General features: G+C 71.3%; 7 protein-coding genes. 4 read left to right on the top strand and 3 right to left on the bottom strand.

Annotated features, from left to right (window positions below):
• The first annotated feature begins 213 nt into the window (after positions 1 to 213).
• Positions 214 to 3,126 carry an ATP-binding protein gene (locus ACWDEW_RS17780; protein ID WP_450513881.1) on the top strand — a complete coding sequence of 971 codons (2,913 nt, stop codon included), beginning with the start codon at positions 214 to 216 and terminating at the stop codon, positions 3,124 to 3,126.
• Between the two features lie 104 nt (positions 3,127 to 3,230).
• Positions 3,231 to 3,728 carry a hypothetical protein gene (locus tag ACWDEW_RS17775; RefSeq protein ID WP_362978298.1) on the top strand — a complete coding sequence of 166 codons (498 nt, stop codon included), beginning with the start codon at positions 3,231 to 3,233 and terminating at the stop codon, positions 3,726 to 3,728.
• A 7-nt stretch (positions 3,729 to 3,735) separates the two neighbouring features.
• On the opposite strand, the gene ACWDEW_RS17770 is transcribed toward ACWDEW_RS17775, so the two are convergent.
• Positions 3,736 to 5,706 carry an N-acetylmuramoyl-L-alanine amidase gene (locus ACWDEW_RS17770; RefSeq protein ID WP_450513879.1) on the bottom strand — a complete coding sequence of 657 codons (1,971 nt, stop codon included), beginning with the start codon at positions 5,704 to 5,706 and terminating at the stop codon, positions 3,736 to 3,738.
• A 278-nt stretch (positions 5,707 to 5,984) separates the two neighbouring features.
• On the bottom strand, positions 5,985 to 7,127 hold the full coding sequence (locus ACWDEW_RS17765; RefSeq protein WP_450513877.1) for an aminoglycoside phosphotransferase family protein: 1,143 nt from the start codon (positions 7,125 to 7,127) through the stop codon (positions 5,985 to 5,987).
• A 243-nt stretch (positions 7,128 to 7,370) separates the two neighbouring features.
• On the opposite strand from ACWDEW_RS17765, the gene ACWDEW_RS17760 reads away from it, so the two are divergent.
• Positions 7,371 to 8,879: a DNA-binding protein NsdB gene (locus ACWDEW_RS17760; RefSeq protein WP_381239624.1), complete on the top strand. Its 1,509-nt coding sequence runs from the start codon at positions 7,371 to 7,373 to the stop codon at positions 8,877 to 8,879.
• Between the two features lie 24 nt (positions 8,880 to 8,903).
• On the opposite strand, the gene ACWDEW_RS17755 is transcribed toward ACWDEW_RS17760, so the two are convergent.
• Entirely contained in the window at positions 8,904 to 10,331 is a 1,428-nt protein-coding gene (locus tag ACWDEW_RS17755; RefSeq protein ID WP_450513874.1) for a PP2C family protein-serine/threonine phosphatase, read from the bottom strand.
• Between the two features lie 538 nt (positions 10,332 to 10,869).
• On the opposite strand from ACWDEW_RS17755, the gene ACWDEW_RS17750 reads away from it, so the two are divergent.
• The gene (locus ACWDEW_RS17750; protein WP_450513873.1) at positions 10,870 to 13,149 is read left to right on the top strand and encodes a M4 family metallopeptidase; all 2,280 of its coding nucleotides are present in this window, start codon (positions 10,870 to 10,872) and stop codon (positions 13,147 to 13,149) included.
• Positions 13,150 to 13,200 lie beyond the last annotated feature (51 nt).

The following is a 13,200-nucleotide window of genomic DNA, read 5'->3' as shown; positions in this document are numbered from 1 at the left end:
GGACCGCGCCCCCGGGAAAACCGGACCGCGCCCCCGGGAAAACCGGACCGCGCCCCCGGGAAAACCGGACCGCGCCCCCGAGGAAACTGGCCAGTACGCCTTTGTCGACTAACAGGCCACCGCACCCTCGGAAAGCGTACGCTGAGGTCCCTGTAGCTCACGGTATGCGTTCGCTCCCCGCGCGGACGCACCCGCCGTGGCAGGGGGTATGGGATGGGACAGCGGAGTGCGCGCGGCAACAGGACGCTCTTCGAACGGGAGGGTGAACTCCTCGCCGTGGACGACGCGTTGGGCGAGCTCACCGGCCTGCGCACGGACGGCGCCGAGCCGGGACACCGGCCCCGTGGCGCCCTGCTCGCCTTCGCGGGACGGGCCGGCATCGGCAAGACGACCCTCCTCACCGAGGTGCGCCGCCGCGCCGCCGCACAGGGCTGCACCGTGCTGTCCGCGCGAGGCGGCGACCAGGAACAGCGCGTCGCCTTCCATGTCGCCCGCCAGCTGCTGCAACCGCAGTTCGCCGGTTCCGCGGACGCCGATCTCCGTACCGCGCTGGGGAGTTGGTACGACATCGTCGGCCCGGCCCTCGGCCTGTGCGCCCCCACCGCAGGCTCCCCGCCCGACCAGCAGGGCCTGCGCGACGGCCTCGACTGGGTGCTCACCCACCTCGCGGTGAAACGCGCCCCGATGGTGCTCGTCCTCGACGACGCGCACTGGGCCGACCCCGAATCCCTGGGCTGGCTGGCCGCGTTCGCGCCCCGCGCCGAACAACTCCCGCTGCTGGTCGTCGTCGCCTACCGCCCAGACGAACTCCCCGCCCACGCAGAGTCGTTCAGGGGACTGCCCGGCCGGGCCGGCGGCCGTCCCCTCGACCTCGAACCGCTCAGCGTCGACGCCGTCGCCGGCCTGGTGCGCGAGTCGCTGGGCGAGCACGCCGACGACGCGTTCTGCCGGGAGTGCTGGGCGGTCACCGCCGGGAACCCGTTCGAGACCGTGGAACTCACCGCCAAGATCCACGACCGCGGCCTGCCCCCCACCGAGTCGGGCGCCTATCTGCTGCGGGATCTCGCCGCCGCCGTCAAGGGCAGCGGCCTCCTCACCCGCCTCGAACGCCTCGGCACCTCGACCGTCCGCTTCGCCTGGGCCTGCGCGGTCCTCGGCACCGAGACCCGCCCGGCGCTCGCCGCCGCCGTCGCCGGACTCGGCCACGAGGAAGCCGCCGACGCCGCCGAGGCGCTGCGCGGCGCCCGCATCCTCACCAGTACGCCGACCGCCGCGGGCACCCTCGAATTCGTCCACCCGCTCATCGCCACCGCCGTCTACCGGGCCATCCCCTCCGGCGTCCGCGTGGCCCTGCACGGCCAGGCCGCCTGGTGCGTCATCAACGACGGCCAGGGCCCCTCCGCCGCCGCCCGCCACCTCATGGAGACCCACCCCGACGGCGACAACTGGGTGGTCCAGCAACTCCGCGCCGCAGCGGGCGAAACCCTGCGCGCCGGCGCCCCCGACACGGCCCGCAGCTACCTCGCCCGCGCCCTGCGCGAACCCCCGCCCTTCGACGACCGGGCCGCCGTCCTCTACGAACTGGGCAGCGCCTCCCTGCTCACCGAACCGGCGACCACCGTCAACCATCTCCGGGCCGCCCTCGAAGAACCGATCAGCGACGCGGGCCTGCGGCAGAACATCGTCTACCGCCTCTCCCAGGTCCTCGCGCACAGCGACCGCCTCGCCGAGGCCTCCGACACCCTCGCCCGCGAGATCCGCGTCACCGACGACGCCCGGGTCAAACTCCGCATGCTCTCCGAGCAGTTCATGTGGGACGCCTTCCGCGCCGACGAACCCGACCACCCCTCGCGCTCCCGCCGCCTGACCAAACTCGCCGACCGCCTCAAGGGCCGCGACCTCACCGAGCGGTACATCATCGGCCTGCGCACCTGGGACGCAGTCCTCCGTGGTGAACCCGCACATGTGGCCCTCCACCACGCCGAGCGCGCTCTGGACGGCGGCCTCGGCTGGGCGGAGGCCGACCGCGGCTTCGAAGTACCGGTGCTGGTCGCGCTCGCCCACATGTACTGCGACCGGCCGGGCCGCGCGGAGGAACTCTTCGCCACCGGCATCGCCGACTTCGAGCAACAGGGCTGGCGCGGCGCCCACCTGGCCTTCGGCTACACCCTCCTCGGCTACCTCCGCTACCGGCGCGGTCGGCTCGCCGAGGCCGAGGACTTCGCCCGCGCGGGCCTCCGGCTCGCCGAGCGGGTCGGCCCCGGCACCCCCGTCTACTGGTACGGCACCGGCATCCTCATCGAGGTCCTGCTCGCCCGCGGCCGGGTCGCGGAGGCCGCCCAGCTCGCCGAGGACCACGACTTCGCGGAACCCTTCCCCGCGGCCGTCGTCTTCCCCGACGCCCAGACCGTGTACGGCGAGCTGCTGCTGGCCCGCGGCCTCACCAAGGAAGCGGCCGAGGAACTGTCCGCCGCCGGCCGCCGCCTCGACCCGCGCGGCATCCGCAACCCCGCCTGGTGCCCCTGGCAGCTCCACCTCGCCCGCGCCGAACGCCACGAGACCCCCGAGCGCGCCGTCGCCACCGCCCACGAAGCGGTCGCCCGCGCCCGCCAGTTCGGCACCCCGTCCGCCATCGGCCAGGCCCTGCGCGTCGCCGCCGAGGTCTCCTCCGGCTCGGACCGCGCCAAGCTCCTGGAGGAGTCCGTCTCCCACCTCGAACGCTCCCCGGCCGCCTACGAGTTGGCGTGCGCACTGGTCGCCCTCGGCACCGAACTCCGCCGCACCGGCCGCTCCAGGGAAGCCGCCGACTACCTCTACCGAGGCCTCGACACCGCCGTCCAGTGCGGCGCCGACGGCCTCGCCGACACCACCCGAGCCGAACTCGCCGCCGCCGGCCTGCGCCCCCGCCGCCTCCACAGCACCGAGACGGACACCCTCACCACCGACGAACGCACAGCGGCAACCCTGGCCGCGCACGGCAGCACCGACCACGAGATCGCCGTAGAACTGGACACGGACGAACAGTCGGCGGTACGCCTGCTCTCAGCGGCCTACCAAAAACTGGGCACAGACAGGACAGGCCTGGAAACGGCACTGATCAAACCAACGGAAGGCCGAACCCCCTAGGGGCGCGGGGAACGGCGCGACAAGCCACGACGAGCCCGCACCCGACAAGGAACCGGCACCAAACCACGTGCCCATCGCCGAACGGCACCCCGTACCATGTCTCCATGTCGTTCCTCCGCCGCCGCAGCGCCACCCCCGCCGGCCCCGAATTCGATGTGCTGGCCATGGACCCGGGCGACTGGCCCGGCAACCTCGGCGCCGGTCTGCTGCCCGCCCCCGACGGCACCTGCCAGGGCGTGTTCCTGCGGTACGACCTGTTCGGCGGCCGGGGCCCCGCGATGGTCATCGGCAACCTCCCCGAGGGCTCTCCGGCCCGTGACGTCGCCGAGGACGAGGTCCCCTTCGAGGTCGCGCAGCTGCTGCTCGCGCTGGAGAACGACGAGGAGGTGACCGTCGTGGACACCGAGGACATGCCGGTGATGCAGGGCGACAACCTGCTGATCGTGCGCCGCCTCAAGCTCTCCGAGAGCCGGATCTCCTGCGTCCAGTTCGACCGCAGCGACAACGTGCTGGTCACCATCGCCGCCTGGGACCGCCCCATCACGGACGACCTCTACGCCCTGCTGAAGCCGCTCCCGGCGGAACTGTTCCAGCAGGGCTGAGGCCCGGCTACCGGCCCGACCGCTCCAGCGTCACATCGGCGGCCCGGACGAACTCGACCCGGTGGCCGTACTGGATCTCGTAGTAGAGATCGTTTCCTACGACGACCTTGTGCGAGTCGGTGGTGAAGGTGACCGCGTAGTAGTACTCGCCGGGCACCTTGCCGCCGACCACGTACTTCTGGCCCTTGGGCAGGGTGTACGGCAGCGGGGACACCGCCTGGACGGGCACTCCCGTCGGATAGGCCGAGGCCTCCGGGTAGGCGCGGCCGTACACGGGGACGCTGTCCAGACCGTCCTTCGGCGTGATCACCCAGCCGGCCGCCCCGACCGCCGTCGGATGCTTCTTCGGGTTCTTGAACCAGGCCTCCTGGCCCAGGTACCAGATCGCGGTCCAGTCGCCGGAACGATCCGCCACCGCGTACTGCTGTCCGGTGGACACCCGCGAGGAGAGGTCGTTGACGCCGGTCGTCGGAGTCGTCCCGAGGCCGATGTCCTTGATCAGCGGGTAGGTCTCGCCGGGCCCGGAGTACAGCCGCACCTCGCTGGAACCGTGCACCGCGCACGGCTGGCCGGCGGTGACGCAGCCCGTGTACACCGGCTGGTTGGCGGTGTAGTCGGGACGGATCGTCACCATGCCGCCGCTCTTCTTGCCGGTCTGCTCGAAGGGGTGGCCCAGCAGGGCGAAGTAGTGCGCCCAGTCCCAGTACGGGCCCGGGTCCGTGTGCATCCCGGGGACGGTGGAGGTGGTCGGCCCGGGCACGTTGTCGTGGCCGAGGATGTGCTGCCGGTCCAGCGGGATGCCGTACTTCTTCGTCAGGTACTTCACCAGCCGGGCCGACGAGCGGTACATCGCCTCCGTGTACCAGGCGTCCGGCGCGGCGAGGAAGCCCTCGTGCTCGATGCCGATCGACTTGGCGTTGATGTACCAGTTGCCCGCGTGCCAGGCCACGTCCTTGGCCTTCACATGCTGGGCGATCAGACCGTCACTGGAGCGGATCGTGTAGTTCCACGACACATAGGTGGGGTCCTGGACCAGGTTCAGGACACCCTCCCACTGGCCTTCCGTGTCATGGACGACGATGTACTTGATGCTCTGCGACGCGGGCCGGTCGCCCAGGTCGTGGTTGCCGTAGTCGTTGTCCCCGAACTGGGCGTACGGCGCCGGGATCCACTCGCAGGACACCTTCTTCGGGCACTCCGTGCCGTCGGCGGAGACCGTGCGCAGTCCGGATTCCGCCAACTGTGCGGTGTCGGGGGCGAGTTCGGGCTGCGCGGCCAGAGCGACCCGCTGCCCGGCGTCCGTGGTGCGCTGCTCGCCGGTGTGGATGACGTCGTAGACATCGTTGGCATAGGCGGCGGCCGTCGCGGTGTCGTCGGCGCCGGAGAAGCGCGCGATCGCGCCGTACCACTCGGCGGGGTCCGCGCTCAGCGGCTCGCCCAGGCCCTTCTGCGCGTCGGCGAGCAGCGCGGCGCCGCCCGCCACATTCGCGACCTCGTCGCTACGGAGGTCGGCGGCCGGAAGTCCGGTCAGCTCGGCCGCCTTCGTCAACGTCCGCAGCCGGGCCGGGAGTTGGGAGTTCGCCGGGAGCTGCGCGGTGGGGTGCAGGGCCGCGCGGGCGCTGTCACCGCGCGGGTCCTCGGTGCCTTCGCTCAGGTGCTCCGTCGTGGCGATCGCGGTGCGTGCGTCCGTGAGGTGCATCGGGCCGTAGCCGCCGGTCACGCTCGGTGCTCCGCCGTGCGTGTCCCAGCGGGACTGGAGGTAGGAGACGGCCAGCAGCACGGTCTGAGGCACGTGGTACTCGGCGGACGCCGAGGCGAACGCCCGCTGGAGGGTGGAGGCTGCGGAGCCGGTGGTGTTCTCGGCGGGGGCCGCGCCCAGCAGGGGCAGCAGCAGGGCGGCGCCGGCGAGCGCGCCTGCGGTTCTGCGCGCGCGTCTGTGCCCGGGAGCGCGGGTGGGGTCGGTCGGGGATCCTCGCAATGCAGCCTCCTGGGACGGTGGGGGTGTGACGATCCGTTCGGGGCCGGGCGTGCGTCAGTGGTACCGGCTGGCCGACGATCCGTCAATCATGCCCAGAGGGAGGCGATTTCCCTTGTCAACAGGGGATGGGAGGAGTTTCGTGGCGGAGGCTTTCGGGCCTGCGGGGCGTCAGTGGACTACACCAATGGGCGAGTCGTGCGCGGGGGACGCACAGGTGGCCGAGACACACGAGGGTCCGCGGTGCGCCGCTGAAGGGCGCACTGCGGACCCCGTCCCCGTCAGCGAGTGCCGACCGCCGCACGCACGGCCCGTCGGGCCAACTGGCAGTCGTCGTGCAGCCGCCTCAGCAGCAGCCGTTGTTCCTCGCCGGACGGCGCAGCACCCGGGTGGGCTGCTCCCGGTGCCGCCGGGGTCGTGTCGTGCATCGAACGCTGCACGGCCATCTCGTAGGTGCGGATCTCCCGGGTCAGCACCAGCATCAGGTTCACCAGGAAGGCGTCACGCGACGCCGGTCCCGCCGACTGCGCGATCTGGCTGATCTGCCGCCGGGCCACCGGAGCGTCCCCGAGGACCGCCCACAGCGTGGCGAGGTCGTAGCCCGGCAGGTACCAGCCCGCGTGCTCCCAGTCCACCAGCACTGGACCGGCCGGTGAGAGGAGGATGTTGGACAGCAGGGCGTCGCCGTGGCAGAACTGGCCCATGCCCCCGCGGCCCGCCGAGTGCGCGATGCCGTGCAGCAGCTTCTGCAGGTCTCCCATGTCCCGGTCGGTGAGCAGCCCCAGCTCGTGATAGCGGGAGATCCGGGCCGCGTAGTCCAGCGGGGCGTCGAAGGTGCCCGCCGGCGGCCGCCAGGCGTTGAGCCGGCAGATCGCGCCGAGCGCCGCCCTGATGTCCGCCCGCGGCGGGGCCTCCGCCGGGTGCCGGTGCAGCGCCGCCACCCGGCCCGGCATCCGCTCGATGACGAGCGTGCAGTTGTCGGGGTCCGCCGCGATCAGTCGCGGCACCCGCACCGGGGGGCGGTGCCGGACGAACGAGCGGTACGCCGCTATTTCATGCCGGATCCGCTCGGCCCACGCGGGGGAGTGGTCCAGTAAACACTTCGCTACGGCCGTGCTGCGTCCGGTCGTTCCGACCAGGAGCACGGAGCGCCCGTTGCGGCGTAGCACCTGCACCGGAGCGAACTCCGGACAGATCCGGTGCACCGACGCGATCGCCGTACGCAGCTGGGCGCCCTGAGGGCCGGACAAGTCGAGTCTCCCGCTGAGCGGTTGGGTGCCGAGCCCCGGAACGCGCCGCGGCCTGCCCGCACCGAGCACGGGGCCGGCCGCCGGGCGCGCCGGGTCGAGGTAGGGGCCGCCGGCGCCCGGGCGGGGGTGCAGCGACCGGGGCGGGGCGGACACGGAGGACGATGCTGTGTACATGGGAGAGACAGATCCCTTCGTGTGCCTGCAGTGCCTGTCCAAGCAAGCGCGCTACCCGGCCCGGTCCCGCAGGTGCATCCTGGGGAATGTCCCTCGGTGACCGGGTCGGGGTGGCGCGTTCCTACCTGACACCAGATGCGCAGTGGCACACCATCTGGCGCACCCTGGCGAACCCTGGCGAATAGTCGCCCGGCACAGCGCACCGGGCTATGTTCAAGTCAGCCGAGAACCTGGGGGCTTGACGTGAACGGACAACCCAACTCCCGTCTCTCGGACCTGTTCGGCCTGGCCGGCTGGTCCAAGGGCGAACTCGCGCGGCTGGTCAACCGGCAGGCGGCGGCCATGGGCCACCCCCAGCTCTCGACCGACACCTCGCGGGTACGGCGTTGGATCGACACGGGAGAGATCCCGCGCGATCCGGTGCCGCGGGTGCTGGCGGCCCTGTTCACCGAGCGTCTCGGCCGTGTCGTGACCATCGAGGACCTCGGTCTGGTCCGGCACGGGCGTGTGGGGAAACGGCCCGACGACGGGAGTGTGGAACATCCCGACGGTGTGCCGTGGGCGCCCGAACGGACAGCTGCGGTCCTCACCGAATTCACGGGAATGGACCTCATGCTCAACCGACGCGGCTTGGTGGGCGCGGGCGCCGCGCTCGCCGCAGGCTCCGCACTCAGCAGCGCCATGTACGCATGGCTGCACTCCGATCCGACTCTCTCCGCCGACGCTCCCCGGTTCGACGATCCCCTGCACGCCGACCCCGCTGGGTTCGACCGCTATGAGGCCGCCCCCATCGGGTCGCAGGAGATCGAGGAACTGGAGGAGTCCGTCCAGGTGTTCCGAGCCTGGGACGCGGCCCGCGGCGGCGGGCTGCAACGCAAGGCCGTGGTGGGACAGCTCAACGAGGTGGGCGGCATGCTGGCCTACCGGCACCCCGCCGATCTGCAGCGGCGCCTGTGGGGCGTCGCCGCCAATCTCGCCGTACTCGCGGGCTGGATGTCGCACGACGTCGGCCTGGAGCCCACGGCCCAGAAGTACTTCGTCATCGCCGCCCACGCGGCCCGTGAGGGCGGCGACCGGCCCCGCGCCGGGGAGGCGCTCTCCCGGGCGGCCCGTCAGATGGTGCACCTCGGCCGGCCCGACGACGCGCTCGATCTCATGAAACTCGCCAAGACCGGTTCCGGCGACGAGGTGCTGCCGCGTACCCGGGCGATGCTCTACACCGTCGAGGCCTGGGCACAGGCGTCGATGGGCAAGGGCCAGGCCATGCGCCGCACCCTCGGCCAGGCGGAGGACCTCTTCGTCTCCGACCGCGGCGACGTACCGTCCCCCAGCTGGATGCAGACGTTCAAGGAGGAGGACCTCTACGGCATGCAGGCCCTGGCCTACCGCACCCTGGCCGAGCACGAGCCGGGAGCGGCCGTGCACGCCCAGTACTTCGCGGAGAAGGCGCTGGCGCTGCGGGTCGACGGACGGCAGCGGTCGAAGATCTTCGACTTCCTGTCGATGGCCTCCGCCTGCTTCATCGCGGACGACCCCGAACAGGCCGACAGGTACGCGCGGTTGGCCCTGGCGTCGATGGGATCGAACTCCTCCCACCGCACCTGGGACCGGCTGCGCGAGATGTACCGGCTCACCGCCCAGTACTCCAACTACCCGAGGATCCACGAGCTCCGGGAGGAGATCAAACTCGCCCTGCCCAGGCCACAGTCCAGGAGCGCGCGGACCAGGAACGCCAACAGCGCCCAGGCATAAGGAGGTTGTGCCGCCGCTTTCCTGTCAGGTGGTCCTGGCGACCAGCACGCAGGCGTCGTCCTCGCGCGCGGAGTCGCCGAACTCCTCGACGACCATGCGTACGCAGTCCTGTGCGGTGCGGGCCTCGCCGAACCGCGGGGCCAGGTCGAGGAGCCGGTCCACGGCCTCCGGCCTGTCGTGCCCGGTCACCAGTCCGTCCGTGTGCAGCAGGAGTACGTCGCCCGCTTCGAGGATCTCCTCGGCCTGTCCGTAGGACGCTCCCGAGGTGGCGCCGAGCAGGACGCCGTCCGGTGCGCTCAGCATGCGCCCCGTCCCGTCGCGGAACAGCAGCGGGGCGGGGTGTCCTGCCTGCGCCCAGGTCAGGGTGCGGGTCTCGGGCCGGTACCGGCAGCACACCGCGCTGCCCAGGGCCGGTTGGACGGTGGCGTCCAGTAACTGGTTGAGCCAGGACATCAGTTGGCCGGGCTCGGTGCCCGCCATCGCCATGCCGCGCAGGGCGCCGAGCAGCATCGCCATGCCCGAGGTGACGGCGACCCCGTGTCCGGTGAGGTCGCCGACGCTCAACAGGGTGGCGCCGTCGGAGAGTTGGAGCGCGTCGTACCAATCGCCGCCGATCAGCGCGTTGGTCGAGGAGGGCAGATAGCGGGCGGCCAGGTCCAGTGTCTCCGGCCCCTGGTGCGGGAGCCGCAGAGAACCGCGCCACGGCGGCAGCACGGCCTCCTGCAGCTCGACCGCGAGCCGGCGCTCGGTCTGCGCGTGGTGCCGGTGGCGCTGCAGCGAGTCACGGGTCTCGCTCACCGTCCGCTGGCTGCGGCGCAGTTCGCTGACGTCCCGCAGCACGGCCCACATCGAGGCGGTGCCACCGTCGGCGTCGAGCACGGGCTCGCCCATCATGTGCACGGTCCGTACGGCGCCGTCGGGCCGTACGACGCGGAACTCGCCGTCGATCGGCTTGGCGTCGACCAGGCAGTCCGTGACCATCGCCGTCAGGCCGGGCCGGTCCTCGTCGAGGACCAGGGACGGCAGTTCGTCGAGGGTGAGCGGGGGAGCGGCCGGATCGCGGCCGAGGATCTGGTACAGCTCCCCGGACCAACTCACCGCGTCCGTCAGCAGATTCCACTCGGCACTGCCGACCCGGCTGAGCAGCGAGTCGGCTCGGGGCGCTTCCGGTAGAGCAGCCGGTGCTTGTGGTGTCCCGACGGTCGCCGGCACGGGCGGCGGGCCGTCCCGCAGCTGGGCCAAGTGCTCGTCGACGTCGTTGAGTTGATGCAGCGCCAGATCGCACAGCGCCCGCTGCCACCGCTCGCGGGGATCCGAACCGTCCCGCTGCGCGTCCCGCCGTACGGCGTCCACGTCGCCCATGAGCTGCCGCGCCTGCGATATCAGCGCGTCGACCGAGCCGCGCGCGGGCGGCTGGGCGGCTGGGCGGTCCGCAGAGAGATGGGACGGCATGACGCACTCCGATGCGGGAACGGTTCGACCAAGGCGGATGGAGGGACCAGTTACGACTGTCGCACAGCCCGCGACGCCCTGTAAGGGATTTGGCAACACCCGATCCGGTGGTGCTTCTGGCATATGCCAGCGTCTTCACGGACGGATGGTGCCGTGTTGGTGGCGTAGCTGCCGCGGTGGGGCAAGTCGTATACGCCGTACGCGAGTTGGGGTATGGATCACCCGCCGGAGTCGACATTCAACCACCTGTTCGACCACTTTGTGTTCCCGCGTGGCGCACCTGTCCGACGGGAGGCCGAAAAGTGTTGCCCGGGTGAGTGATCCGCAGTACGCAACAGTCATTTTGAGCCGTTGCTTTGTTATAGCCATGACAATTCTGCGGGGTCGATGCCACTCTGCTGTGCATCACGCTCACCGAGCGTTCACTTCCTCCTCACCCTTCCTCCTCGTACCCGCGCGCCGCCGGACGGCCGTACCCCGGCCCGACCCGCTCTCCAGGACTCCACCGAGTCCGACCACCCCACATAAGGAGAACGCCTTGACCCGGCATGACCGTTATCCGCACCACCCCAGATACACCGCCGCTCTGGTGCTCACCGCAGTCGGCACCCTGCTGGCCGCCGGAATGCAGACCGGCGCCGCCTCCGCGGTTCCCGGCGGCGGCCACGCCCCGGCGAAGATCCTGGCCACCCCCCGGGCCGGAGCGGCCCCGGCCACGCTGACACCGACGAAGCACGCCGCCCTCCTCAAGAGCGCGGGCGCGGCCGTCAGGAGCACGGCGAAGAACCTCGGCCTCGGGGCCAAGGAGAAGCTCGTCGTCAAGGACGTCACCCAGGACGCCGACGGCACCACCCACACCCGCTACGAGCGGACGTACGCCGGACTGCCCGTCCTCGGCGGCGACCTGGTCGTCCACGCCAAGAGTGGCCGCCTCACGGTGACGAAGGCCGCGAAGGCGGACCTGAAGCTGGCGGACACCACCCCGAACGTGACATCGGCGACGGTGAAGGCCAAGGCGCTCGTGGCCGCGGCCAAGAAGGGCGGCGAGGACGCCAAGCTCGACGGCGCACCGCGCCTGGTCGTCTGGGCCGCCGGAGCCAAGCCCGTCCTCGCCTGGGAGGCGGTGGTCGGCGGCTTCCAGGACGACGGCACCCCCAGCGAACTCCACGTGATCACCGACGCCGACTCGGGCAAGCCCGTCTTCCAGTACCAGGGCATCGAAACCGGCACCGGCACCGGCCAGTTCAACGGAACGGTCCCGCTCAGCACCACGCTCGACCCGGCCACCTCGACGTACCAGCTCGTCGACGGCGACCGCGCCGGACACAAGACCTACGACCTGAACCAGGGCACCTCGGGTACGGGCACCCTGTTTACGGATGACAACGATGTCTGGGGCGACGGGACCGCGACCAACCGTCAGACCGCGGGCGTGGACGTCGCGTTCGGCGCCGCGGCCACCTGGGACTACTACAAGGACGTTTTCGGCCGCAACGGCATACGCAACGACGGCGTGGCCGCCTACAGCCGGGCCCACTACGGCAGCAACTACGTCAACGCCTTCTGGTCCGACACCTGCTTCTGCATGACCTACGGCGACGGCTCGGGCAACACCCACCCCCTGACGGCGCTGGACGTGGCCGCGCACGAGATGACCCACGGCGTCACCGCCGCGACCGCCGGCCTCACCTACTCCGGTGAGTCGGGCGGCCTGAACGAGGCCACCTCGGACATCTTCGCCGCCGCGGTGGAGTTCCACGAGAACCTGCCCGCCGACGTCCCCGACTACCTCGTCGGCGAGAAGATCGACATCAACGGCAACGGCACACCGCTGCGGTACATGGACAAGCCCTCCAAGGACGGCGCGTCCCGCGACTACTGGAGCTCGACGCTCGGCAGCGTCGACGTCCACTACTCCTCGGGGCCGGCCAACCACCTCTTCTACCTGCTGTCCGAGGGCAGCGGCGCGAAGACCGTCAACGGCGTCTCCTACGACAGCCCCACCTACGACGGCGTGCCCGTCGCCGGCATCGGCATCGACAACGCCCAGAAGGTCTGGTACCGGGCGCTCACCACGTACATGACCTCGTCCACCAACTACGCCGGTGCCCGCACCGCGACCCTCCAGGCGGCGGCGGACCTCTTCGGCGCGTACAGCCCGACGTACCTCGCCGTGGCCGACGCGTGGGCGGCGATCAACGTCGGCAGCCGGATCGCGCTCGGCGTCAACGTGGCCCCGATCTCCGCACAGATCAGCGGAGTCGGACAGTCCGTGTCCCTCCAGACGAGCGCCTACACCACCAACTCCGGTGCGGGGCTGACCTATTCGGCCACGGGGCTGCCCGACGGACTCTCCATCGACAGCACCGGACTGATCTCCGGCATCCCGACCACCCTCGGCAGCAGTGACGTCACGGTGACCGTCACCGACGACACGGGCGCGACCGCCACCGTCTCCTTCACCTGGCGGGTCGCGAACATCTACGCCAACGGCACCCGGGTGGACATCCCCGACAACGCCGCCGCCGTGGAGTCCCCGATCACGGTCACCGGCCGCGACGGCAACGCCTCGGCCACCACCCAGGTCTACGTCAAGATCGTCCACACCTACCGGGGCGACCTGACCGTAGACCTCGTCGGTCCGAACGGCACCGTCTACTCCCTGTCGAACCGTGCGGGCGGCTCCGCCGACAACATCGACCAGACCTTCACCGTCGACGCCTCCGCCCAACCGGTCAACGGCACCTGGACGTTGCGGGTGCAGGACCACGCGGCGATCGACGTCGGCTACATCGAGCAGTGGCAGCTGACCCCCTGACCCGCAGCCCGCGTGACTGACCGTCCCTGACGGTCCCGGCCGCGCCCGCAC

The organism is Streptomyces sp. NPDC001100, assembly GCF_053598575.1.
Note: the sequence above shows the minus strand (reverse complement) of the source record. Positions and strands in the feature narration are given on the sequence as shown.